This is a genomic window from Bradyrhizobium arachidis (genome assembly GCF_015291705.1).
GTDB lineage: Bacteria > Pseudomonadota > Alphaproteobacteria > Rhizobiales > Xanthobacteraceae > Bradyrhizobium > Bradyrhizobium arachidis.
The window spans coordinates 2801639-2824880 of record NZ_CP030050.1; the positions used below are offsets into that span (position 1 = coordinate 2801639).

Sequence of the window (23242 nt, forward strand, 5' to 3'; positions counted from 1 at the left end):
GGATCAGTCGGTCTCGTCCCGTGATGCGAGACGCTGCGCCGATCGCAGCGTCTTCTGCGTCTGAACGATGTGCTCGCGCAGCAGGCGCACGGCCTTCTCGACCTCGCCGTCGCGGCAATATTCGAGCAGCTGGTAATGCTCGCGCTGGGGCCGTTCCTTGCCGGTCGCACGCGACACGAGGGTGCGGGTGAAGCGGCTCACATGGCCGTAATTGGCCTCGATCATCGCGAGCAGGCGAGGGCGATTGCAGGGGGCGTAGAGCGCCTTGTGGAAGCGCCAGTTGAACGCGCCCCATTGCTCCGGATCGGGCTCCGCGTCGTAGGAGCGCAGGATCTTTCTGGTGTCGTCGAGATCGATATCGCCCATCGCCGGAATGGCGAGCCGCAATGCGTGGCATTCGAGTGCGATGCGGATTTCGAGCAGCTCGACGACCTCGTCGATGGAGAGATCGGAGACGACCGCGCCCCGGTTGGGCAGGAACGTCACGAAGCCTTCCGCTTCAAGCTGGCGCAGCGCTTCCCTGACGGGAATGCGGCTGGTCCCGAACTTCTCCGCGAGCTCGTCCTGACGAAGCTGGATGCCGGGCGCGAGCTCGCCTGCGCTGATCGCGCGGCGCAGCGCCTCGCGCACGGCATCAGGCGTGGAGCCGTGACCGCCGCCACTGCGCTGCTTTGCCACTGCTCCCGATTTCATCCGGCACCCCGTCGCGGTTAGCTTGACCCAGATTGTATAAAATCTGTTTGCGGATTATGCAATATGTCGTATAAAATATTGAGAGATTGTATCCAAACTAGGAGTGGCGTGATGAAGGGCCTGTGGTATTCGCTGATGTTTTTGACCGCGCTGACGGCGCCCGCGCAGGCTCAGACGCCGGTTGGGACGCTGGCGAAGATCAAGGAGGTCGGCGAGATCCGGCTCGGCCATCGCGACGTCTCGGTCCCGTTCTCCTATCTCGACCAGAACCAGAAGCCGGTCGGCTTTGCGATGGATCTCTGCGCGCGGATCGTCGATGCGGTGAAGGACGAGCTCAAGCTGCCGGCGCTTCAGACCAGGCTGCAGCCGATCCAGCTCAGCACGCAGATCCCGCTGATCGAGAATGGAACCATCGACATCGTCTGCGGTCCCGCCACCAACACGCTGGAGCGCCAGAAGGTGGTGGCCTTCAGCAACACCATCTTCGTCTCGAGCATTCGCGCCGTGGTCCGGAAGGATGCGCCGATCAAGACGTTCGAGGATCTCAAGGACAAGCCGGTCGCGCTCACCACCGGCTCGACCTCGATCACCCTGCTGCTGGCACGCAGCCAGGAGAAGAATTTCGGCTTCAAGCAGGTGCTGTCGCCGGACCATGCCGCGTCGTTCCTGGCGCTCACGACCGGCCGCAGCGACGCCTTCGTCATGGACGATATCCTGCTCGCGGGACTCATCGCCAGCAGCCAGACGCCGGACAATTGGCGGATCATCGACGACAGCCTGCGCACCGAGCCTTACGGGCTGATCATCCGCAAGGGCGATCCAGAGTTCAAGGCATTGATCGACAAGACGCTGGTCGCCATGATGAAGGGCGGCGAGTTTGCGGAACTCTACGCGAAATGGTTCACAAAACCCATTCCGCCCAAGAATGTGAACCTGAACTTCCCGATGCCGACGCCGCTCAAGGATGCGGTCACCAATCCGAACGACAAGGGCGTGTGATCGCTCGACGGCATGGTGCAGCTCTTCTGCTGCGCCGTTCTTTGCCAAGATTTAATCGGACGGACGGGACGTCGTAAGGTGACGATGTCCATGTTGGGTTCAAGGCGACTTACCCAACATGGACATTTCGACATGAACGATCGCGTCAATTCCGACACCCCCCGCAAAATCCTGAAGCCGCGCCGCCTCGCGCTGCTCGGCACCGTGGCCGCGCTCGGCGTGGCCGTGCTCGCTGCCTCTCCCGTTTCCTCGCAATTCGGCGTCAACTCCTTCGTCGCGCCGGCCCAGGCCGCGGAAGGCGCCGCGACGCCGCAGGGCTTCGGTGATCTCGTTGCCAAGGTCAAACCCGCCGTCATCTCGGTGCGGGTCAAGATCGACCAGGACAACGACAAGAGCGCGATGATGCAGCAGAACCGGATGGATTCGGACGAGGATTCGCCGTTCGACCAGTTCTCGCGGCAGTTCGGTTTCCGCGGCCCCGGCATGAACGGCATGCCGCGCCAGCGCCACCAGGTCATCACCGGCGAAGGCTCCGGCTTCTTCATCTCCGCCGACGGCTATGCCGTGACCAACAACCACGTCGTCGACCATGCCGAATCCGTGCAGGTGACGATGGATGACGGCACGGTCTACACCGCGAAGGTGGTCGGCACGGATCCGAAGACCGATCTCGCGCTGATCAAGGTCGACGGCAAGAAGGACTTCCCGTTCGTCAAGTTCTCCGACCAGAAGCCGCGCATCGGCGACTGGGTGGTCGCGGTCGGCAATCCCTTCGGCCTCGGCGGCACCGTCACGGCCGGCATCGTCTCGGCCAGCGGCCGCGACATCGGCAACGGCCCCTATGACGACTTCATCCAGATCGACGCGCCCATCAACAAGGGCAACTCCGGCGGTCCGGCCTTCGACATGAGCGGCAACGTGATCGGCGTGAACACCGCGATCTTCTCGCCCTCCGGCGGCTCGGTCGGCATCGGCTTCGACATTCCGGCCTCGACCGCGAAGCTCGTCGTCGCGCAGCTCAAGGACAAGGGTGCGGTGACGCGCGGCTGGCTCGGCGTGCAGGTGCAGCCGGTGACGTCGGACATTGCCGACAGCCTCGGCCTCAAGGAAGCGCGCGGCGCGATCGTCGACAATCCGCAGGACGGCAGCCCGGCGGCGAAGGCCGGCATCGAGGCCGGCGACGTCATCACCGCCGTCAACGGCACCGCGATCAAGGACTCCCGCGATCTCGCCCGCACCATCGCCACGCTGGCGCCCGGCACCTCGGTGAAGCTCGACGTCTTCCATAAGGGCGCAGCCAAGACGGTGACGCTCGCGCTCGGCGAGCTGCCGAACGAGCGGCAGGCCCAAGGCAAGACCGGCGAGGACAAGGTGCAGCCGGACGCCGGCACGCCGCGCCTCGGGCTGAGCCTGGCTCCGGCCGGCGAGGTGCAGGGCGCCGGCCAGAAGGGCGTCGTCGTCACCGAGGTCGATCCGCAAGGGCCTGCGGCGCAGCGCGGCATCCAGACCGGCGACGTCATCCTCAATGTCGGCGGCAAGGCCGTTGCCAATGTCGGCGACGTCCGCTCGGAGCTGGCGCAGGCGAAGTCCTCCGGCAAGCGCAGCGTGCTGTTGCAGGTCAAGAGCGCGGAGGCGACCCGCTTCGTCGCGGTGCCCCTCGCGTAAGGCGAACGTCGACCGGACCAAATCCAAAGGCGGCCCTTCGGGCCGCCTTTTCTGTTCGCCTTCAGAATTACCGCGGGATATCTGATAACATTCTCGTTAACGGCAGGGACGATGACCCGGTTCGTCCGAAAAAGCCGTGTTCGCTGATCACTGTTCCGAGTCGTATATTTGCTTGGCGGCAACGGAGCCGCCGAGCCAGTTGCAAGCGTGGACCTTCGAACTGCCAGCCGCTTTTGGAACCGGTCGGTGGTTCGCATTTGATCGGTGCCGAACATGGATCGATTGAAGCTCTCGCTGAGGCGTGCGTTGCTTGTGGCGCCATTGGTGCTGTGGAGCGGAAACGCCCTCGGGCGTGATGACGGCCGTTACGCCGACTCCCCCCTCAAGCCATGGTTCGACAGCCTGCGCAGCCATCTTGGCCCGTGCTGTTCGGATGCGGATGGTTTTGCCGTTGCCGATCCCGACTGGGAGTCGCACAACGGGCATTATCGCGTGCGTCTCGACGGGCAGTGGGTCGAGGTGCCGGATGAAGCCGTCATCACCGAGCCGAACCGGGCCGGCCGCACCATGGTGTGGCCGGTGAAGACCGCGTTCGGGATTTCGATCCGCTGCTTCATGCCCGGCAGCATGATCTGACACGGATTGGCGCGAGCGCTAGGAGGATTTGCGCTTCGACGACCTCTTGGATGATTTCCTGGATGACTTCTTAGACGTCTTCCTGGACGTCTTTTTCTTGGACGTCTTGCGCTTCGATGCCTTCTTCGGGACTTTCTTGCCCTTCTTGCGCGCCTTCGACAGTCCGATCGCGATCGCCTGCTTGCGGCTCTTCACGCGCCCGCCACGACCGCCGCGTCCGCTCTTCGCAGTGCCCTTCTTGTAGCGCCGCATCTCGCTCTCGACATCGCTGCCGGCGCTACGCGAGTAACGGCGTTTCTTTGCCTTGCGTGCCATGCATTCTCTCCCTTGGCCGGGGAAAAACCATTGGACACAAGCATGGTTCCCAAAGCGCGGAACGTTCCGGCTGCCTAGAAAGAATTCGCGAGCTCGATCTCCGCCTCCAGCGCGCGGATGCGGCGCGCAGCTTCAGCGGAGGACAGATCCCGATCGTATTGCGCCGGCTGGTAGGCCTCCTCGCTGAGCCGCTTCAGCCTCAGCCCCTGCGCGCGGGTCATCTGCTCCATGAGAAAAGCCTTTGCGTCGTATTTACCCTGAACCTGCATGTCGCTGCTCCATCCTGAATTCGTGACTTGACTATATGTTCTTATTTTGTTCTAACAAGCCATGGACAACAGAATTAATGAAATTCGACGTAAAATCAGCGCCTTGAGGCTGGAGATGGCCGATATCGAGGCGTCCGTCCGCGACCTCGTCAATCGCGATCGCGACTGCACCGAAAAGGCTCTGGCGCAGATGGATCTGCGCCGGAGGATCAATCTGCTGATCGGCGAATGGAAGGCCGCCGGCGGTGGCGACGTCCTGCCTGATGTCCGCGACCGGGTGCGCCTCCGTCCCGTGAAGACAGCCGTCAATCCGGTGCGCGCCATCGCGCGCCGCTGAGAGTTCGGAGGCGCGCGGTGGAGGAAGACCCGGACACGTACCGGATTCTAAGACTGCGCGCCGAAATCCTCGAGCTCGGCTCCGCGATCCGGCAATTGCAGCGCGAGGGATTGGATGATGCTGCGGCCCAGCTCCTGATTGCGCGCAAGCGCGCGCAGCTCGACCAGCTCGTGAAAGCCAATGCTGTGGGGCGCGTTTAACATCCCTGACATCCGACGCAGCTAAAGCGAGCGCGCTACGCGACACGCTGGAGCTCGCCGATGCACGATGCCGAAATGGCCGCTTTGATACAGGCCGTGCTGGACGACGTCTGCGCCGGGCTTCCTCTCTCCGAACTGGCGACGCGCGAGCGTGTCGCCACGCGGCTGCGTGAGGCCGCGCAAACAGATCGCCGCTCGATCGAGGATCTAAACAGGCTGCGCGAGATGCTCTGGTCCGCGCACCGACGATGTGGCGCTAAAGCATGATCCGGAAAAGTGCGAAGCGGTTTTCCGGAAAGATCATGCGTAAACAACAACCTAAAGCGCGATGACGATTCATCCAAATCTCATCGCGCTTTAGCGCCCGGTGTGGTCATGACTTGACCGCCATCAGGCCGCTGCGGCAAGCCGCACATCCCCGTGAGATGCCGCCGGTTGCTCGGAACGGAAGCCGGTTCGACCGATTGACCGGGCTCCTCTCATAGCGATGGAGCGTTCCATGGATCTCAAGGGCAAGACGATTGCCATTCTCGCCACCAACGGTTTCGAGCAATCGGAACTGGAAGTGCCGCGCGATCGCCTGAAGCAGGCTGGCGCGACGGTCCACGTCGTCTCGCTCGCGGCGGGCGAGATCAAGGGCTGGGACAAGAAAGATTGGGGACGTCCGGTGAAGGTCGACAAGACGCTCGACCAGGTTTCCAGCAACGACTACGACGCGGTCGTGCTGCCCGGCGGCCAGATCAATCCGGATCTCTTGCGCGTCGAGCCGAAGGCGCTGTCCTTCATCAAGGAGATATTCAACGCCAAGAAGATTGTCGCTGCCGTTTGCCACGCGCCTTGGCTCCTGATCGAGACCGGCATCGCCAAGGGTCGCAAGATGACGTCATACAAGTCGATCAAGACCGACGTCATCAACGCCGGCGCGACATGGGAAGACTCACAAGTCGTCGTCGATCAGGGCGTCATCACCTCGCGCAACCCCGGCGACCTCGACGCCTTCAGCGCCAAGATCATCGAAGAGGTGAAGGAAGGTCGTCACGTCCAGCGCAGCGCTGCCTGACCTTTGCTGCACTGTTTCGACGAAAAGCCCCGCGTTGCCGCGGGGCTTTTGTTTGAGATGCGGCCGAAGCTATTTGAGCTTACTTGCTCATGCCGCCCTTGGTCATCGTGCCGCCCTGATCGGAGCCCGGGCCAGAACCGCCTTGGCCGGAGGCGTCGGGGCCTTTGGAGGGCTTGGTGTTGGCGCCGGTGGTCTGCGACGATGACATCGAGGATCCATGCTTGGCCTTGTGCGACTTGGCCTGCGCGGCGAACGGGGCGGCTGCAAGGCCGGTTGCCAGCATCATGGCGAGAGCGAGCTTGGTCGTCTTCATGCGGGGGAACTCCCTGAGTTAAAATGACGCAGGCTGCCAACCGCCGTCCGTCGCAGGAGTTCCCAACAAAGATTTCGCTCGCTTCACGCAAGCTTCAAGATTGCTTGTCCTCTGCGAGGATGAACACGACGCCGGTGAGTGTCGCGCCGATCGCGAAGGTCGTCACGAGTGTGAGGGTGAAGACGATGACGGCCTGGCGACCGCCGTCATTCAAGAGATTGGCGACCGCTGGATTGGACAGGATGAGCGCGAGGCTGAAGGCGAGGCCGAGGGCTGCGCCCATCATCGCATGCGTCATCAGCTTGATGATGCCAGTGGGAGAAATCAGATCCGATGACTTTTTCGCGCGCATGGAACTGCGTCCCGAATCCAGCAGGCAAACGCGCGAGACGTTCTTTGGTTCCATCCGGATCAAGGAATTCCGTCGCGCGCTTCATCCGACGTTCATGCCGGGCTTGCGAGGATATGGGCCAGCAACACAGGAACATTCGATATGGGTAAGGTAGTTTTTCTTTACCGCTCGCTGGCCTATCGCAACGCGGCCGCGGACATCTTGCGCAAGGCACGCCAGTTGCCGCGCGGCGCGGAGCGAAGCGCGGCCCGCCGCTATGCGAAGGCGCTGCGCGATCTGGCCCGAACGGAAGCCTGGCTTGAGGGGCGCATCGCTCGCGAACCGCAGACGGCACAGCGCAGGACCAGCGCGGCGTCGGGCTAACCGGATGCGCGCTGCAATTCGACGGAGCCGGCCGCCTCGAACTTGCCGGGTGCCGTCGTCGCCGCAGACTTGCGTGTCAGCGGCACGTCCAGGCGGCACAACAGGCCCTCCGCTCGCCAATCGAATTGCGCCTGTCCGCCGAGCTGGGACTCGACGCTGGCAAGCAGGCTGCGCGTGCCGAACCCGCGCGATTTCGGCGTCCTGACAAGCGGGCCGCCGGATTCCTCCCAGGTCAGCTTGAGAAGGTCGTCCTCGACCTGCCAGCCGATCATGAGCCGCCCGGACCGCGTCGAGAGCGCGCCATACTTTGCCGAATTGGTGAAAAGCTCGTGCAGCGCCAGCGCCAGCGTCTGGGCGGTGGCCGGCAGCAACTGAACTTCGGGACCGGCGAGCTTGATCTGGCCGCCGAGCGAATAGGGCGCAAGCTCTTCGTCGATCAGCCTGGAGAGCTCGGCGCCCTGCCAGCTCGACAGCGACAGGATCGTATGCACGCGCGCCAGCGCGTTGATGCGGCCCTCGACGGCGTTGACATAGGCCTTGACCTCGTCGGCCCGGGTCAGGCGCACGATCGATTGCGCCAGCGCCAGCGCGTTCTTGGCGCGATGATCGACCTCCCGCGCCAGCAGATTCTGCCGTTCCTCGGCCCGCTTGCGCTCGGTGATATCAACCGTGACGCCGCTCACCCGCACGACACGGCCGGCGTGGTCCAGCGTTGCGGCCGCCGTGCCGACGCACCAGCGCACCTCGCCGTCGGGACGGTTGACGCGAAATTCCCCTTCATAGGCACGCGCGCCGGTGTTGAATGCCGCAACCGCATCGCCGAACCGATCGATGTCATCCGGGTGCAGCAGCGCCTGGATGTTCGCCGATGTGACGTTGAAGGTCTCCGGCGTCACGCCGAAGATGCGGAACTGGCCCTCGTCCCACATCCAGTCGCCGTTGATCCAGTCCCAGTCCCATGATCCCATCTTGCCGGCGGCGATCGCCATGCTGCGCCGCTCTTCGCTCTCGCGCAGCTTCGCGGTGGAGTTCTCCAGTTCCGCCGTGCGGGCGCGGACGCGATCCTCGAGGTCCTGGTTCAGCCGCTCGAGCTCCCGCGTCTTGCGATAGAGCTCGGCAAACACCTTGACCTTGGCGCGCAGCACCTCGGGCACAACAGGCACGGGGACGTAGTCGACCGCGCCCATCTCGTAGCCGCGCAGCCGGTCGATGTCGCTGACCTGGATCGCCGAGATGAAGATCATCGCGGTCTTCTGGAAGCGCGGATGCTCGCGGATCATCGCGGCGAGCTCGAAACCGTCGAGCTCGGGCATGCAGACGTCGACCAGGATCACCGCGATCTCGGTCTTGAGCAGCACCTCCAGCGCCTCGCGGCCGGACGAAGCGATCACGAGGTTCTCGCCGAGATCCTTCAGGATCACCTCGTAGGCGAGCAGCTTGGCCGGCTGGTCGTCGACGAGGAGGATATTGACCTTTTCGTGGTCCATTCGCGGATCCAGCTCAACGGTGCAGCCACATGCGGATCGCAAGCAGCAATTGATCGGTGTTGACGGGTTTGGCGAGGTAATCGGACGCGCCGGCTTCCAGGCATTTCTCACGGTCGCCCTTCATCGCCTTGGCGGTCAGCGCGATGATCGGAAGTCGGGCGAAGGCCGGATTTTCGCGAATGACGCCGATGGTCTGATAGCCATCCATCTGCGGCATCATGATGTCCATCAGCACGATGGCGATTTCCGGGTTGGATTCGACCAGTGTGACCGCCTCGCTGCCGGTCGTCGCCGTCAGCACCTTCATGCCGCGCCGTTCCAGCACGCTCGACAGCGCGAAGATGTTGCGGGCGTCGTCGTCGACCAACAGGGCGGTCTTGCCGATCAGATCCTCGTCGGAACTGTTCAGCTTCTCCAGCATGCGCTGCTTCTCGACCGGCAGTTCCGTGATCACGCGGTGCAGGAACAAAGCGGTCTCGTCGAGCAGGCGCTCCGGCGATTCCACGCCCTTGACCACGATGCTGCGCGCCATGGTGTGGAGTTCCGCGTCTTCCTCCGCCGAGAGCTCGCGGCCGGTGAAGACCACGACGGGAATGTTCGACAGCGCATCGTCCTTGCGGATCTGGTCGAGCACCTCGAAGCCGCTCATGTCAGGCAGCCTGAGGTCGAGCACGACGCAGTCGCAGGGCGCCTCGCGCAGCGTTGAGAGCGCGCCCGCGCCGGTGTCGGTTGCCACGATCTCGATGTCGTCATGGTGCAGGAGCTCGCGGATCGAGAGCTGCTCGGCCTCGTTGTCCTCGACGATCAGCAGCCGCTTGCGCCGCGGCTGCGCATATTCCTTGATCTGCGTCAGCGCAGCTGCCACGCCTTCCGTCGTCGTCGGCTTGTTGACGAAGGAGAAGGCGCCGCGGGCCAGTGCGTGCTGGCGGTCCTCGTCGAGCGTAATGATCTGCACGGGGATGTGGCGGGTCAGCGGATTGTGCTTGAGCTGGCTCAGCACCGTCCAGCCGAGCATGTCGGGCAGGAACACGTCGAGCGAGACGGCCCGCGGCTGGTACTGCTTGGCAAGCTCCAGCGCTTCGGCGCCGCGCGCGGCGACCAGGACCTTGAAGCCCTTGTCGCGGGCGAGATCCACCAGTACGCGCGCGTAATGCGGATCATCCTCGACGATGAGCAGGATGGTGTCGCCGGGTTCGAGGTTGAGACGGTCGTCGGGCAATTGCTCGATGACGCGCTGCTGCTCCGGCGCGGTCGGCTGCAGCGCGGGTGGTTGGCTATAGGCCTGCGGCGCGGGCGCGCGCGGCGCCAGCGTCGGGCCGGAATATTTCAGCGGCAGATAGAGCGTGAAGGTCGAGCCCTTGCCCGGCGCGCTGCGCAGATGGATTTCTCCGCCGAGCAGGCTTGCGAGCTCGCGGCTGATGGCAAGACCAAGGCCGGTGCCGCCGTATTTGCGGCTGGTGCCGGCGTCGGCCTGCTGGAACGCTTCGAAGATCAGCTTCTGCTTCTCCAGGGGAATGCCGATGCCGGTGTCGGAGACTTCGAATGCGATCACGGCCGGCGCGGAGTTCAGCACCGGGTGATCCGTGCCCCAGCCGCCGACGGCGCCGGCGACCGTCAGGCACACCTCGCCTTCGGCGGTGAACTTGAAGGCGTTGGAGAGCAGGTTCTTCAGGACCTGCTGCAGCCGCTTGGAGTCGGTGACGATGCTGCGCGCAAGGTTCGGATCGAGGTCGATCTTGAACGACAGGTTGCGGTTCTCCGCCTCGTGCCGGAACGGCCGGCCGACGGTCTCGAGCAGGTTCGCGGTCAGGATCTCCTCGGCGTCGACCGTCACCGTGCCGGACTCGATCTTGGAGAGATCGAGAATGTCGCTGATGAGGTTGAGCAGGTCGGTGCCGGCGCCATGGATGGTGCGGGCGAATTCGACCTGCTTGAGGGTGAGGTTGCCGTCCGGATTGTCGGTGAGCTGCTGCCCCAGGATCAGGATCGAGTTCAGCGGCGTGCGCAGCTCGTGGCTCATGTTGGCAAGGAATTCGGACTTGTACTTCGAGGTCAGCGCGAGCTCGGTCGCCTTTTCCTCCAGCGCACGGCGGGCCTGCTCGATCTCCTGGTTCTTCCGCTCGACCTCGACGTTGCGCTCGGCGAGCTGCTGCGCCTTCTGCTCGAGCTGGTCGTTGGTCTGCTGCAATTCGCGCTGCTGGGTCTGGAGCTCGCCGGCCAGCTGCTGCGACTGCTTGAGCAGGCCTTCGGTCTGCATCGTCGCTTCGATCGAGTTGAGCACGATGCCGATGGAGTCAGTGAGCTGCTCCAGGAACGTCATCTGCGAGGTCGTGAACGAGACCAGCGAGGCGAGCTCGATCACGGCCTTGACCTGGCCCTCGAACAGCACCGGCAGCACGACGAGGTTCTTGGGCGCGACGCGGAACAATGCCGAGTTGATCGGCACGACGTCGGACGGAATGTCGGCCACCACCCGCGGCCGCTTGTCGAGAGCGCACTGGCCGATCAGGCCTTCGCCGAACTGGAGCACGCGCTGATAAGGATAGACGCCGTCGCTGGCATAGGAGGCGAGCAGCAAGAGCTGCGGATTGTCCTCGTTCTCGACCTGATAGATCACGCCGGTATGGGCATTCACAAGCGGTGACAGCTCGGTGAGCAGCAGTCGGCCGACGGTGGCGAGGTCGCGCTGGCCCTGCAGCATGTTGGTGAATTTGGCGAGATTGGTCTTCAGCCAGTCCTGCTCGGTGTTCACGTCCGTCGTCAGACGGAGGTTTGTGATCATCGTGTTGATGTTGTCTTTCAGCTCGGCCACTTCGCCGCGGGCGTCGACCTGGATCGATCGCGTCAGGTCGCCCTTGGTCACGGCGGTCGCCACTTCCGCGATGGCGCGCACCTGCGAGGTGAGGTTGGCCGCCAAAAGGTTGACGTTACCCGTGAGGTCCTTCCAGGTGCCGGCGGCGCCGGGCACGTCGGCCTGACCGCCGAGACGGCCCTCGACGCCGACCTCGCGCGCCACCGACGTCACCTGGTCGGCGAAGGTCGCGAGCGTCTCGGTCATGTTGTTGATGGTATCGGCGAGGGCAGCGACCTCGCCCTTCGATTTCACGGTGAGATTTTGCTTCAAATCACCATTAGCGACCGCCGTCACCACCTTGACGATGCCGCGGACCTGCTCGGTCAGGTTGGCCGCCATGAAGTTCACGGTGTCGGTGAGATCCTTCCAGGTGCCGGCGACACCGGGCACCTGCGCTTGGCCGCCGAGCTCGCCTTCGGTGCCGACCTCGCGCGCCACGCGCGTCACTTCGCCAGCGAAGGCGTTGAGCTGGTCCACCATGGTGTTGATGGTGTTTTTCAGCTCGAGGATTTCGCCCTTCACGTCCACGGTGATCTTGCGGGACAAGTCGCCGCGCGCCACGGCGGTGGTGACTTCGGCGATGTTGCGGACTTGCGTCGTGAGGTTCGCGGCGAGCAGGTTGACGTTGTCGGTGAGGTCCTTCCAGGTGCCGCCGACGCCGGGCACGACGGCCTGACCGCCGAGCCGGCCTTCGGTGCCGACCTCGCGCGCCACGCGCGTCACTTCGGCGGCGAAGGAGCGTAGCTGCTCGACCATGGTGTTCAAGGTGTCCTTGAGCAGCAGGATCTCGCCGCGCACGTCGACCGTGATCTTCTTCGACAGGTCGCCGCCGGCGATCGCAGTCGCGACCTCGGCGATGTTGCGGACCTGGGCCGTCAGGTTCGAGGCCATGAAGTTGACGTTGTCGGTGAGGTCCTTCCAGGTGCCGGCGACGCCGGGCACCTCGGCCTGACCGCCGAGCTTGCCTTCGGTGCCGACCTCGCGGGCGACGCGCGTGACTTCGCCAGCGAAGCCGTTGAGCTGGTCCACCATCGTGTTGATGGTGTTCTTGAGCTCGAGGATTTCGCCCTTCACGTCCACGGTGATCTTGCGGGACAAGTCGCCGCGCGCCACGGCGGTGGTGACTTCGGCGATGTTGCGGACCTGGGCGGTGAGGTTGCCCGCCATCGAGTTCACGCTGTCGGTGAGGTCCTTCCAGGTGCCGGCGACGCCGGGCACGTTGGCCTGGCCGCCGAGACGGCCTTCGGTGCCGACCTCGCGCGCCACGCGCGTCACCTCGCCCGCGAAGCGGTTGAGCTGGTCGACCATCGTGTTCAGCGTGTCCTTGAGCTGAAGGATCTCGCCGCGGACGTCCACGGTGATCTTGCGCGACAGGTCGCCGCCTGCGATCGCGGTGGCGACCTCGGCGATGTTGCGGACCTGGGCGGTGAGGTTGCCCGCCATCGAGTTCACGTTGTCGGTGAGGTCCTTCCAGGTGCCGGCGACGCCCGTCACCTGGGCCTGACCGCCAAGCTTGCCTTCGGTGCCGACCTCGCGCGCGACGCGCGTGACTTCGCCGGCGAAGGCGTTGAGCTGGTCGACCATGGTGTTGAGCGTTTCCTTCAGCTGAAGGATCTCGCCCGACACGTTCACGGTGATCTTCTTCGACAAATCGCCCTTGGCGACCGCGGTCGCGACCTCGGCGATGTTGCGGACCTGGCCGGTCAGGTTCGAAGCCATTGAGTTGACGGAGTCGGTGAGGTCCTTCCACGTACCGGCGACGCCACGCACTTGGGCTTGGCCACCGAGCTTGCCTTCGGTGCCGACCTCGCGCGCCACGCGCGTGACTTCGCCGGCGAAGGCGTTGAGCTGGTCCACCATGGTGTTGATGGTGTCTTTCAGCTCGAGAATTTCGCCGCGAACGTCCACCGTGATCTTCTTCGACAGGTCGCCGCCGGCGACCGCGGTCGTCACCTCGGCGATGTTGCGGACCTGGGCAGTCAGGTTCGACGCCATCGAGTTGACGCTTTCCGTCAGGTCCTTCCAGGTGCCGGCGACACCGAGCACGTTGGCCTGGCCGCCCAGTCGTCCTTCGGTGCCGACTTCGCGGGCGACGCGCGTGACTTCGCCGGCGAAGGCGTTGAGCTGGTCGACCATGGTGTTGAGCGTTTCCTTCAGCTGAAGGATTTCGCCCGAGACGTTCACGGTGATCTTCTTCGACAGGTCGCCGCCCGCGATGGCGGTGGCGACGTCGGCGATGTTGCGGACCTGCGCGGTGAGGTTCGACGCCATGAAGTTGACGTTGTCGGTGAGATCCTTCCAGGTGCCGGCCACACCAGGCACCTGGGCCTGGCCGCCAAGCTTGCCTTCGGTGCCGACCTCGCGCGCGACGCGCGTCACTTCCGAGGCAAAGGAGTTGAGCTGGTCCACCATGGTGTTGATGGTGTCCTTCAGCTCCAGGATCTCGCCGCGCACGTCCACCGTGATCTTGCGCGAGAGGTCGCCGCGAGCCACGGCCGTGGTGACGTTGGCGATGTTGCGCACCTGTGCGGTGAGGTTGCCGCACATCGCGTTCACGGAATCGGTCAAATCCTTCCAGGTTCCGGCAACGCCGGGCACGATCGCCTGGCCGCCGAGCTTGCCGTCGGTGCCGACCTCGCGCGCCACGCGGGTGACTTCGGAGGCGAAGGAGCGCAGCTGGTCCACCATCGTGTTGATGGCTTCCTTGAGCTGAAGGATCTCGCCGCGGACGTCGACCGTGATCTTCTTCGACAAGTCGCCGTTGGCCACCGCGATCGTCACCTCGGCGATGTTGCGAACCTGGTTGGTCAGGTTGTTCGCCATCGAGTTGACGCTCTCGGTCAGGTCCTTCCAGACGCCGGTCACCTCAGGCACCTGGGCCTGGCCGCCGAGCTTGCCTTCGGTGCCGACCTCGCGCGCCACGCGCGTCACCTCGGAGGTGAATACGCCGAGCTGCTTGATCATGGTGTTGACGATGGTCGCCGACTGCAGGAATTCGCCGCGCAGTGGCCGGCCGTCGACATCGAGCTTGACGGTCTGGAGCAGGTCGCCTTGGGCGACGGCGGCGACGGCGCGGGTCACCTCGCGCGTCGGCCAGAGCAAATCGTCGATCAGTGTGTTGACCGAGCCTTCCATGTCGGCCCAGGAGCCCGAGGCGAGGCCGAATTTCACGCGCTGGCGGGTCTTGCCTTCGCGGCCGACGACCTGGCCGACCAGCTCGAGCTGCTGCGCCATGCGCTGATTGGCGGCGATGATTTCGTTAAAAGTGTCGGCGATCTTGCCGTCGATACCGAGATAGTCGCCGCTCATCCGCGCGGAGAAATCGCCGCTGCGCATGGCCTGTAAGACGAGTAGCAGTTCCGCCCGGGAATCCGGCTCTGACATACCGTTGGTTTTAGGTTTTGGGACGCGACGACCGGAGCGTGATGCAGTTCCGGGATCGAGGTCGCTCATACTGATTCCCCCGCAGGCATCGGCCGAATCCTGGCACAACGCGGTTGGTCAAAATAGAGCGTCAGCCAAATTCGAAATCAAGCGTCAAGGTTGCGACGCGTGCAAATGGAACCTGCTTTGCTCAGCCCGGCCGATTTAACGGTGATCAATCGGATTGGTTCCATGCGGCTTCGGAAAAAATTGCCATAGGCGTGGTGACCCTCCACGCCGGCGATGCTCGGAACGGAGCGCCGCCCCTGCGGTTAGCCCGAAAGAGAGGGAGTGTGCATATGAGAGCAGGAATTGCCGCGATCATCGTCTTATTGTTCGCCGCGGGATCGGCGTTCGCCCAGGGTACGCCGAGCGGCCGCGGGGCCGTGACCGGCGATCCCGCCGCCAGCTCCGCTACCCCGCATGCCGGCTCGTCAACCACCGGGAGGAGCTCGACCAGGTCGAACCCGAGCGGCAGCGGCACCTCGACCTCGGGCGGCAAGGATGACAATGGCGATGCGGGCCGGGACAGGATGCCGGACAGCGACCGCACCGTGCGGCCGGAGAGCCAGCAACATCATCCGAATGACAAGTAAAGCGGCTATTTATCCGCCATGGTGCGCTCGGCATCTCTAACCTGCGAGCGCAGCGCCGGGAGCTGCTCGCGCGCGAAGGCCGCGAGTTGCGCATTATCGGGTGCCTTCAGATAGTGCTCGAGCAGGCTGATGACGGATTCATACTCGGGAATCTGCGCGGCATAGAAGCTTCTGACGTAAGTCGGCCCGTCCGAATTTTCGGGTTCGACGAGGCCTGCGCTCACCGACGTCGTCTTGCCGGCGCGCGGCTCGGTGCCGATCGCCTCCTGGATTTGCTTCAGCGCCTTGTCGCGCTTGGCCGCCTCTTCGGCGCGCAAGGCGGCGAGGTTCTTGACCTCCGCATTGCCCTTCAGATCGGTGCTCTCCAGAAGGCCCTGCTGGAAGCGGCTGAAGCTGTAGAGGCCGCTGATGACGTCGGTCGCGGTCGGCGTGCGGTCGCCGGCCGTTCGCTCACCCGTATTGTCGGCGGGCGCCGCGGTGCTGATGAAGGTCAGGACAATCGCGACAAGAATCCTCATGCAGCTCCAATGACTGGCGGCGTGCGAAGTTCCCTAACCTTACGATGGAGTAAGGCCGGTTGCGACGCGGGAGTTCCATCCCCAGATGCTTGTGATGAAACAGTCTGACATCTTCAGGGATAACGCGGACAACTGTCTTCAGCTCGCCGAGCGAGCGGAGGGACAACCTGCCCACAAGCGTTACTCACGCATGGCGGACGCCTGGACGGCGCTCGCCAACGAGCAGGATTGGCTTGATGGCGAAATCCCGCCCGTTACGATCCGGACCCCTCAAACGCGAAGTGCGTAAGTAACTCTCCGCTTCGTGGATCTGCGTGTGAGACCGCTCACGGAATGCAAGTGACCAATTTGGGATCATTGAGCAACAGTCGATCGCGTTGATTTTTCCGATTCCGGAAGGAGGTTTTGCGATGGCTCCACGTCTGGCTCTGCTTTCACTCATTCTCGCCTTCGGCGTCTCGGTCGCGTTCGCGACGGTGACGACCGTTCGGCAGGTGCATCTGGAGAAGGCATCGGTCGCGGTCCACGCCGCACACAGTTAGTGCCACGCCGGAACATTCGGCGCCGCGGTGCGTAAGCGCTTCGAGACATCGGAGAAGCGAGAGGACATCATGGCGCATTCCGACCACGGCATCGTTAGGGATAAGCGCGCTGAAGACCAGCCCAGCGACAAGCAGCGCGCACAGACCGTGCACAAGACGGATCCCCAAAAAACGAATCCAAAGGGCTCGCCGTCGCGTGAAGCGACGCGCGATCCCAAGCTTAACGACAACAGCAAGACGCCGGGCTCGGGCATGACGCCGGATGATTCCGGCTCCGCACCGAGCGGCTAGAGCACGATCCGGAAAACTGTGAAGCGGTTTTCCGGAAAGATCATGCTGCAAAAATAGCGCGAGGAACGAATCCCCGCGCGAAGAGTCGACGGGTTGCTTCCGGCTGTCATGCCCCCGGTGCGCCGGAAGCAATCTCCAAGGACGGCCCCGGCACTCCCGTGCTGGGGCCGTTTTGCTTGCGAGTAGGACGTTGGATTAGTCGTCCTTGCCGGTGTCAGGCTCGCCCTGAGTGTGGCCCTCAGGGCCGCGGCCGAACACGCCGAAGCTGCTCGATTTCACGCCAGCCACGGCGTCAACGCCGAGGGCGGCCAGTCCGAACTTGAGTAGTTCGCGGACCGCTGCTGCACGCGTGGGCATACGGTGTTTGAACCGGAAATCGTCAACGGCGGCCAACTCTTCCGGCGAGAGCATGACCTGAAGGCGCTCGGCGCGAAGGTCGTTCATGGTCGATCACGCAAAATGTGTAAGTTGAGTAGTTTATTCAATGAACGAACTTGTCTGGAGTTCCATAAGAGTCGGAAAAATCATCAAATTAGTAAGAAACAGCAGTAAAATCAATAAGTTATGTTGAAACGACTCGTGCGATGGCGCATTCTCTTTGAAAGGGAGAGAAGCCATGACACAGGACGTCAGGTTACCCCGCAAGCTTTCCGAGGAGCCCGAAGCCCCCAAGCCGGTGCGTCCGAGCCACCAGAAGGTCATCGAACAGGTCGAGCGCTGGGCCAACAGTCCCGGCCTGCAACCGCCGAGGACGGACGATGCGAAGACGATCTGAGCCGCACACATTCGAGCAACGCCTCGATGCGCACAGGCTGCGGCTCGAGCATGAGCTGTCCGGCTTGCCGGACGGACACCTGCGCGACTCGGTTCTCGCGCGCCTCGATCAGCTTCAGACCGCCGCCGAGATGTACGGTTTCCTGATGCTACGAGAAGAGGCTACGGCTCCTCGCTGATCACGCCCGGCGTTCGGACTGTCTGCGGCCGGAGGTGATGCGAAGCGTCCGCCTCAGCGACCACGCCGCCACCGCGACGGCAGCCCACACCAGAAAGGCGGCGGCGAATGCGCCGACCGCACTCGCCGGAACCAGGGCGTAAAAGATAGAAGCGAACGCCACAAGACCAATGCTTCCAAGAGCGGCCCCCGCAGCGTCCAGCGCTGCGGCCTGCTGCCCGCGTCGCCGCCCACTGAGGCCGGTCTTCTCCTTGGCGCGGCGCTCATGGCTCTCGATGAGCGTCGCACTGGCGCAGAGGACGGCGGGGAGCGCGAGGAACAGCCCGCCAACGGCGACGCCGAAGCGCGCGCTGACGAGGCCAGCGAAAACCGTGGCCAGGCCTCCGAACAGGAAGCGAATGCCGTATTCGTACCAGCGCGTCTGCTTGAGCGAGGCGGACGACAGCTTGACGAGCATCACGCCGCACCTCCGAAGCCCGCGAGCAGGCCGAAGGCGACCACGAGCCATACCGCGAAGGCGGCAATGGTGGCCGGCAGCGCGGCGAGACGAAGCCTCATCACTAAATGGCAGACCGCGAGGCTGTAGCAGGCGAGGGCAATCGCGCCGTAGATCATCGTCCAGCTCTCGGCCGCAGCATATTGCGGGCCATGCTGGACCACGGCGATGCCAAGCGTCGCCAGCGCGACCGAGGGCGCGGCGCCGAGCAGCCCGGCAAAGCTTTTCGGCCGCAGCATGTCGCCGCAGATCGCGAACACGGAGACGATCAGGCCGCCGGCGATGAAACGCACAAGATATTCCGTCATGGCCGCACCCGGAAAGCTGAAGGCCGCGGCTGCCCTGACTTTCCGAGTGTGAACGGCCTGAGCAGCCGCTCGACGAGGACGCCGAGCGTGAAGCCTACCACCACGTCGCTGGTCCAATGCGCAAGCAGCGCCACCCGCGTCGACGACAGCGCCACGGCGAGCGCGCGCGCCACCCGGCGCCGCGCCGGCGACAACAGGCCGGCGGCGGAGGCGAGTGCCCCCATATGCACGGCGTGACCTGAGGGAAATGCGTCCCGGGATCGTCCGGAAAAGGGAATGCCGCGCCGATGGCCGCGCACTGTCAGCCGGTCCGGTCTCGTCTGATTGAACACTGACTTCAGGACGTGCGGCAGCACGGCTGTCGCCATCGACACCATCAGCACGTGATCGGCAAGGCGGCGCTCCTGCGGTTGCCGCAGCCTTGTGTAGAGCCATCCTGCCGCGGCGAGTGCGAGCAGCACGTGCTCGTCGGCGCCCCACGTCAACGTCTCGGCAGCGTGCTCAAGCCCTGGGTTGGTGTGGTCCGCGATCTCGTTCGCGATCGCTGTATCGATCCGGGTAGGTTTGACAGTTACGAGCGCCATCGGTCCGCAGGCGGTGGTTCCTTTGTGACAGTTATGTAAACCAGGAAGGCGGCGATCGTTCCTGGCTTTTACCTGTCATCGGCCCGCGGCGCCGAGGCTATGGCTGACCTGATCCGCCGGCGGATCCATACACCTGACCGGTCGCGTAGCTTGCATCCGCCGCGGCCAGTTGCACGTAAATGGACGCGAGCTCGGCAGGCTGGCCGGGGCGCCCGAGCGGAGTCATGCCGCCGAACTTCTCGAGCTTCTCCATCGATGCGCCGCCGGAGACCTGCAGGGGCGTCCAGATCGGGCCCGGCGCGACGCCGTTGACGCGGATGCCTTTCGGGCCGAGCTGCTTGGCCAGCGACTTCACGTAGTTCATCGTCGCCGCCTTGGTCTGCGCGTAATCGTAGAGCTCCGGAGACGGATCGTAAGCCTGCTCGGAGGTCGTGCCGATGATGCAGGACCCGGGCCCCAGATGCGGCAGCGCCGCCTTGATGATCCAGAATGGCGCGTAGATATTCGTCTTCATGGTCGCGTCGAAATCCTCGGACGATACATCGAGGATCGACTCGCGGCTCTGTTGGCGTGCGGCGTTACAAACCACGATATCGAGCCCGCCCAGCTGCTGTACGGCCTGCTCGACCAGCGTCTTGCAGAAAGCCTCGTCGCGGAGATCGCCGGGGATGGCAACGCCGCTGCGGCCTTCCTTCTTGATCAGCGCGATCACGTCCTGCGCATCCGCCTCCTCGGTCGGGAAATAGTTGATGGCGACGTCGGCGCCTTCGCGCGCATAGGCGATCGCGGCGGCGCGGCCCATGCCGGAGTCGCCGCCGGTGATCAGCGCCCTGCGGCCGGCAAGGCGGCCGGAGCCCTTGTAGCTGGTCTCGCCATGATCGGGGCGCGGCTCCATCTTGCCGGCAAGACCCGGCCAGGGCTGCGACTGCTTCTTGAACGGTGGCTTCGGATAGCGGCTGACGGGGTCGATCAGCTTCTGCTCGGCCATGGATGTCTCTCCTTTCACTGACAAAGACGCCAGCGAAGCCGCCGCGAGCGTTGTGCTCGCGGCGTGAACGACGTGCCGGCGGGTGAGTGAGGTCTTGTCTTGCTGTGCCACGATGGTCTCCGCGATTTTGAGATCAATCCGCCGAGACCGGCATCGTTGCTAACGGGGAGGACCGCAAGGGCCGGCGTCCATCAGAAGATGGTTACTCCGACTGACCGACGCTCGGGGCCTTGCCGAGCTCCTTGGCCATGTCGAGATGGTGCTTGAGTGCCGGCAGGGTCTTGCCGGCCCAGTCCTTCAGCGCGGAATTGTCGCCGCCCTTGGCATAGCGTTCGAACAGCGACACGGCGTCCTCGTGGGCGCTGACCTGGTAGGAATTGTAGTCCGAGCTGAAATCCTTGCCCGTCGCGCCCTTGAGCTTGTCGAGCTTGCTCTGGTGCGAGCTGTCGAGCGCCGTCGGCAGCGTCGCCTGCACCTTGCCGCCGCTGACCAGGCCCTTCAGCTCGCCGCTGGTCTTGGTGTGGTCCGTCACCATCTGCTGGGCGAAGGCCTTCTCCTGCGCATTGCCCTTCTGCTCGGCGAGCTTGCTCGATTCGATCTCGAACATGTCGCTGATCGCCACCTCCTTGACGAAGTCGGCTGTGGCGGGCGCGACGCCGAGTGCCGAATTGACCCCGGTCTTCTCGCCCAGCGACTGGGCGAGCGCGGGGCCTGCAAGCAGCACGCAGGCGATGGCGACGATGGTGCGTTTCATGGTCCGATCTCTCCGATGTGGGCGCACAGCCTCTCGCCGCGCGACGTTGCGCCGACCAACACACCGCTGGGGCCGAGGTTCCTAACGGCTAATCGGTGGGGTTGCGGCCGGTGCGCGGATTGATCGGATCGGTCGGCTTGCGCCGCAGCCGCTCGGGCAGAAACGGTTCGCTTGGCGAGGCCGAAGGCTCTGCACGCACGTCGGCATGGTGTTGTGCGCGCTCGTGGGGCGTCTTGTTGTCGTTGAAGTGCTGCTTCACGTCGACGCCATCGACGGGGTCGTTGACGCCATGCTGGATATCGCGGAAATCGCTCATGGTTCACTCCTTTCCGGGCAGGATGGTTTCGAGCACCTGCCGTGCCGCGCCCTTGATGACGCTGCTCTCGTTCGGATCGCCCTTCATCAGCGCGAGCGAGAAGTTCTTGGCCTGCTGGAGCGTGATGTGCGGCGGCAGCGGCGGCACCTCGGGATCGGTCTTCACCTCCAGCACGACGGGCCTCTCGCTCGCCAGCGCCTGATCCCAGGCCGAGCCGAGCAGCTGCGGACTGTCCACGAAGATGCCGGTGAGGCCGATGATCTCGGCGAAGCGGGAATAGGACACGTCGGGAATGCGCTGCGAGGCCTCGAATTTGGGATCGCCGTTGATGATGCGCTGCTCCCAGGTGACCTGGTTGAGGTCCTCGTTGTTGAAGACGCAGACGATGAAGCGCGGGTCGCGCCAGGAGCGCCAGTATTTCGCGGCCGTGATCAGCTCGGCCATGTTGTTCATCTGCATCGCGCCGTCGCCGACCAGCGCAATCACCGGCCGATCCGGATGGGCGTATTTCGCGGCAAGCGCATAAGGCACCGCGGCGCCCATCGAGGCGAGGCCGCCCGAGAGCGAAGCGATCATGCCGCGGCGTATCTTCAGATCGCGCGCGAACCAGTTGGCGCAGGATCCGGAATCGCTGGTGATGATGGCGCGGTCGGGCAGGCGAGGGGACAATTCCCAGGCGACCAGTTGCGGATTGACCGGCGCGGCTGGCTGATGCGCGCGGTCGTCCAGCGTCTTCCACCATTTTGCGAGGTCCTCTTCGATCCCCTTGCGCCAGGCTCCATCGGCCTTCGGCGCGAGCCGCGGCAGCAGCGCGCGCAAGGTCTCTGCGGCATCGCCGACGAGGCCGACTTCCATGGGAAAGCGGATCGACATCATGCTGGCGTCGATGTCGATCTGCACGCCGCGCGCGACGCCTTCCTTGGGCAGGAATTCGGCATAGGGAAAGGCGGAGCCGACCATCAGCAGCGTGTCGCAGCCCATCATCATGTTGTAGCTGGGCTCGGTGCCGAGCAGCCCGATCGCGCCGGTCACCCAAGGCAGATCGTCCGGCAGCGCCGCCTTGCCGAGCAGCGCCTTGGCGCAGCCAGCCGACAAGCGGTCGGCGACCGCGATGACCTCGTCGGTCGCGTGGAGCGCGCCGGCGCCGACGAGCATCGCGACCTTCTTGCCGGCGTTGAGCACCTCCGCGGCGCGGTCGAGATCGGCGTCGCGCGGCAAGATGCTGGGCGCATTGTAGCCGACGCTGGAATGCAGCGTGCCGTGCGCACGGGGCGGGCTTTCGTAGGGCTCTTCCTGGAGATCGTTGGGCAGGATGATCGCGGTGGGAGCACGCCGGGCCAATGCAGTCCGCACCGCGCGATCGATCAGGTGCCGCACCTGCGCGGGCGAGGACGCCTGCATGACATAGGCGCCGGCAACGTCCTTGAACATCGAGACGAGGTCGAGTTCCTGCTGGTAGTTCCCGCCCAGCGCATCGCGTGCCTGCTGGCCGACGATCGCCAGCACCGGCTGGTGATCGAGCAGCGCATCATAGAGGCCGGTGATGAGATGCGAGGCGCCCGGGCCCGAGGTCGCGATGCAGACGCCGAGCTCGCCCGAGAACTTCGCATAAGCGGTTGCCATGAACGCGGCCATCTCTTCGTGCCGCGCCTGCACGAAGCCGATCTTGCCGTCCGCCCGGTTCAGCGCGCCGAACACGCCGTTGATGCCGTCGCCGGGATAACCGAACAAGTGCCGCACGCCCCATTGATGCAGGCGCTGGACGATGAAGTCGGAGACGGTCTGGGACATCGAGGCGGCTTCCGGTTTCTCTCGGTGTGACGTTAGAGAACCGCGCGTTTCCGGCGATGTTCCTGAATGTTGGGCAGGTTGCGTGCCGGAACGATCGCTCGCCTGTGCGGTTGGTTCACACATTGGCTGAGTGGAGAATT

The 23242-nt window shown here is 64.3% G+C and carries 30 protein-coding genes; 14 read left to right on the forward strand and 16 right to left on the reverse strand.

Features of this window, described 5'->3' with window-relative positions; genetic code table 11:
• Positions 1 to 3: 3 nt before the first annotated feature.
• The gene (locus WN72_RS12935; RefSeq protein ID WP_027558236.1) at positions 4 to 693 is read right to left on the reverse strand and encodes a GntR family transcriptional regulator; all 690 of its coding nucleotides are present in this window, start codon (positions 691 to 693) and stop codon (positions 4 to 6) included.
• A gap of 111 nt (positions 694 to 804) precedes the next feature.
• Here WN72_RS12935 and WN72_RS12940 point away from each other — a divergent pair, with 111 nt between their 5' ends.
• The 3 genes from WN72_RS12940 (at position 805) to WN72_RS12950 (ending at position 3993) form a co-directional block, all read left to right on the forward strand.
• Positions 805 to 1692: a transporter substrate-binding domain-containing protein gene (locus tag WN72_RS12940; RefSeq protein ID WP_092218051.1), complete on the forward strand. Its 888-nt coding sequence runs from the start codon at positions 805 to 807 to the stop codon at positions 1690 to 1692.
• Between the two features lie 132 nt (positions 1693 to 1824).
• Positions 1825 to 3357, forward strand: coding sequence for a Do family serine endopeptidase (locus tag WN72_RS12945; protein WP_167381026.1), 1533 nt, complete (start codon positions 1825 to 1827; stop codon positions 3355 to 3357).
• Positions 3358 to 3630: 273 nt separating this feature from the next.
• Complete coding sequence (locus tag WN72_RS12950; protein ID WP_027558239.1) at positions 3631 to 3993, forward strand: hypothetical protein; 363 nt, start codon at positions 3631 to 3633, stop codon at positions 3991 to 3993.
• Between the two features lie 18 nt (positions 3994 to 4011).
• On the opposite strand, the gene WN72_RS12955 is transcribed toward WN72_RS12950, so the two are convergent.
• Both WN72_RS12955 and WN72_RS12960 read right to left on the reverse strand, forming a co-directional pair.
• Positions 4012 to 4308, reverse strand: a complete 297-nt coding sequence (locus tag WN72_RS12955) for a DUF6496 domain-containing protein (RefSeq protein ID WP_027558240.1) — start codon at positions 4306 to 4308, stop codon at positions 4012 to 4014.
• A gap of 74 nt (positions 4309 to 4382) precedes the next feature.
• Complete coding sequence (locus WN72_RS12960) at positions 4383 to 4577, reverse strand: DUF3072 domain-containing protein (RefSeq protein WP_092218052.1); 195 nt, start codon at positions 4575 to 4577, stop codon at positions 4383 to 4385.
• Positions 4578 to 4692: 115 nt separating this feature from the next.
• Here WN72_RS12960 and WN72_RS12965 point away from each other — a divergent pair, with 115 nt between their 5' ends.
• The 4 genes from WN72_RS12965 to WN72_RS12980 all read left to right on the forward strand — a co-directional run bounded on the left by WN72_RS12965 (position 4693) and on the right by WN72_RS12980 (position 6174).
• Positions 4693 to 4914, forward strand: a complete 222-nt coding sequence (locus tag WN72_RS12965; RefSeq protein WP_027558242.1) for a hypothetical protein — start codon at positions 4693 to 4695, stop codon at positions 4912 to 4914.
• Between the two features lie 17 nt (positions 4915 to 4931).
• The gene (locus WN72_RS12970) at positions 4932 to 5114 is read left to right on the forward strand and encodes a hypothetical protein (RefSeq protein ID WP_084334204.1); all 183 of its coding nucleotides are present in this window, start codon (positions 4932 to 4934) and stop codon (positions 5112 to 5114) included.
• A 60-nt stretch (positions 5115 to 5174) separates the two neighbouring features.
• Positions 5175 to 5381 carry a hypothetical protein gene (locus WN72_RS12975; protein WP_092218053.1) on the forward strand — a complete coding sequence of 69 codons (207 nt, stop codon included), beginning with the start codon at positions 5175 to 5177 and terminating at the stop codon, positions 5379 to 5381.
• Between the two features lie 232 nt (positions 5382 to 5613).
• Complete coding sequence (locus tag WN72_RS12980) at positions 5614 to 6174, forward strand: type 1 glutamine amidotransferase domain-containing protein (RefSeq protein WP_027558244.1); 561 nt, start codon at positions 5614 to 5616, stop codon at positions 6172 to 6174.
• 79 nt (positions 6175 to 6253) lie between these two features.
• On the opposite strand, the gene WN72_RS12985 is transcribed toward WN72_RS12980, so the two are convergent.
• Positions 6254 to 6487 carry a hypothetical protein gene (locus tag WN72_RS12985; RefSeq protein ID WP_092218054.1) on the reverse strand — a complete coding sequence of 78 codons (234 nt, stop codon included), beginning with the start codon at positions 6485 to 6487 and terminating at the stop codon, positions 6254 to 6256.
• Positions 6488 to 6581: 94 nt separating this feature from the next.
• Positions 6582 to 6839, reverse strand: a complete 258-nt coding sequence (locus WN72_RS12990) for a hypothetical protein (protein WP_092218055.1) — start codon at positions 6837 to 6839, stop codon at positions 6582 to 6584.
• 141 nt (positions 6840 to 6980) lie between these two features.
• Here WN72_RS12990 and WN72_RS12995 point away from each other — a divergent pair, with 141 nt between their 5' ends.
• Positions 6981 to 7202, forward strand: coding sequence for a hypothetical protein (locus tag WN72_RS12995; RefSeq protein ID WP_027558247.1), 222 nt, complete (start codon positions 6981 to 6983; stop codon positions 7200 to 7202).
• Here the strand turns inward: WN72_RS12995 and WN72_RS13000 are convergent.
• Together WN72_RS13000 and WN72_RS13005 are read right to left on the reverse strand one after the other, a co-directional pair.
• Entirely contained in the window at positions 7199 to 8689 is a 1491-nt protein-coding gene (locus WN72_RS13000; RefSeq protein WP_092218056.1) for an HWE histidine kinase domain-containing protein, read from the reverse strand. The two genes, WN72_RS12995 and WN72_RS13000, sit on opposite strands and share 4 nt — an antisense overlap.
• Positions 8690 to 8702: 13 nt before the next feature.
• Positions 8703 to 14996, reverse strand: coding sequence for a HAMP domain-containing protein (locus tag WN72_RS13005; protein ID WP_092218057.1), 6294 nt, complete (start codon positions 14994 to 14996; stop codon positions 8703 to 8705).
• A 269-nt stretch (positions 14997 to 15265) separates the two neighbouring features.
• On the opposite strand from WN72_RS13005, the gene WN72_RS13010 reads away from it, so the two are divergent.
• On the forward strand, positions 15266 to 15562 hold the full coding sequence (locus WN72_RS13010; protein WP_035730072.1) for a hypothetical protein: 297 nt from the start codon (positions 15266 to 15268) through the stop codon (positions 15560 to 15562).
• A gap of 5 nt (positions 15563 to 15567) precedes the next feature.
• Here WN72_RS13010 and WN72_RS13015 read toward each other — a convergent pair whose 3' ends face one another.
• Positions 15568 to 16080: a DUF4142 domain-containing protein gene (locus WN72_RS13015; protein ID WP_092218058.1), complete on the reverse strand. Its 513-nt coding sequence runs from the start codon at positions 16078 to 16080 to the stop codon at positions 15568 to 15570.
• Between the two features lie 94 nt (positions 16081 to 16174).
• Here WN72_RS13015 and WN72_RS46905 point away from each other — a divergent pair, with 94 nt between their 5' ends.
• From WN72_RS46905 to WN72_RS13020, 3 genes are all read left to right on the forward strand, one after another.
• A complete protein-coding gene (locus WN72_RS46905; protein ID WP_027558252.1) occupies positions 16175 to 16369 on the forward strand; it encodes a hypothetical protein in 195 nt (64 codons plus the stop codon).
• A gap of 121 nt (positions 16370 to 16490) precedes the next feature.
• Positions 16491 to 16622, forward strand: coding sequence for a hypothetical protein (locus WN72_RS47510; RefSeq protein ID WP_265440642.1), 132 nt, complete (start codon positions 16491 to 16493; stop codon positions 16620 to 16622).
• Positions 16623 to 16691: 69 nt separating this feature from the next.
• Positions 16692 to 16913 carry a hypothetical protein gene (locus tag WN72_RS13020; protein ID WP_027558253.1) on the forward strand — a complete coding sequence of 74 codons (222 nt, stop codon included), beginning with the start codon at positions 16692 to 16694 and terminating at the stop codon, positions 16911 to 16913.
• Positions 16914 to 17108: 195 nt separating this feature from the next.
• Here the strand turns inward: WN72_RS13020 and WN72_RS13025 are convergent, their stop codons facing one another.
• Positions 17109 to 17357, reverse strand: coding sequence for a hypothetical protein (locus tag WN72_RS13025; protein WP_027558254.1), 249 nt, complete (start codon positions 17355 to 17357; stop codon positions 17109 to 17111).
• Between the two features lie 172 nt (positions 17358 to 17529).
• On the opposite strand from WN72_RS13025, the gene WN72_RS13030 reads away from it, so the two are divergent.
• Positions 17530 to 17688, forward strand: a complete 159-nt coding sequence (locus WN72_RS13030; RefSeq protein ID WP_167336524.1) for a hypothetical protein — start codon at positions 17530 to 17532, stop codon at positions 17686 to 17688.
• Complete coding sequence (locus WN72_RS13035; RefSeq protein ID WP_027558255.1) at positions 17672 to 17866, forward strand: hypothetical protein; 195 nt, start codon at positions 17672 to 17674, stop codon at positions 17864 to 17866. The genes WN72_RS13030 and WN72_RS13035 overlap by 17 nt, the downstream gene beginning before the upstream one ends.
• Here WN72_RS13035 and WN72_RS13040 read toward each other — a convergent pair whose 3' ends face one another.
• The 7 genes from WN72_RS13040 to WN72_RS13070 form a co-directional block, all read right to left on the reverse strand.
• Positions 17867 to 18322: a DUF3147 family protein gene (locus tag WN72_RS13040; RefSeq protein WP_092218059.1), complete on the reverse strand. Its 456-nt coding sequence runs from the start codon at positions 18320 to 18322 to the stop codon at positions 17867 to 17869.
• Positions 18322 to 18669, reverse strand: a complete 348-nt coding sequence (locus WN72_RS13045; protein ID WP_027558257.1) for a DUF3147 family protein — start codon at positions 18667 to 18669, stop codon at positions 18322 to 18324. Before WN72_RS13045 ends, WN72_RS13040 begins: the two co-directional genes overlap by 1 nt.
• Entirely contained in the window at positions 18666 to 19253 is a 588-nt protein-coding gene (locus WN72_RS13050) for a phosphatase PAP2 family protein (protein ID WP_092218060.1), read from the reverse strand. Before WN72_RS13050 ends, WN72_RS13045 begins: the two co-directional genes overlap by 4 nt.
• Positions 19254 to 19350: 97 nt before the next feature.
• Positions 19351 to 20241 (reverse strand): SDR family oxidoreductase, encoded by an 891-nt coding sequence (locus WN72_RS13055; RefSeq protein ID WP_194483023.1) that lies wholly within the window; start codon positions 20239 to 20241, stop codon positions 19351 to 19353.
• Between the two features lie 202 nt (positions 20242 to 20443).
• On the reverse strand, positions 20444 to 20995 hold the full coding sequence (locus tag WN72_RS13060) for a DUF4142 domain-containing protein (protein ID WP_092218062.1): 552 nt from the start codon (positions 20993 to 20995) through the stop codon (positions 20444 to 20446).
• An 88-nt stretch (positions 20996 to 21083) separates the two neighbouring features.
• A complete protein-coding gene (locus WN72_RS13065) occupies positions 21084 to 21311 on the reverse strand; it encodes a hypothetical protein (RefSeq protein WP_027558261.1) in 228 nt (75 codons plus the stop codon).
• Positions 21312 to 21314: 3 nt separating this feature from the next.
• The gene (locus WN72_RS13070; protein WP_092218063.1) at positions 21315 to 23102 is read right to left on the reverse strand and encodes a thiamine pyrophosphate-requiring protein; all 1788 of its coding nucleotides are present in this window, start codon (positions 23100 to 23102) and stop codon (positions 21315 to 21317) included.
• Positions 23103 to 23242 lie beyond the last annotated feature (140 nt).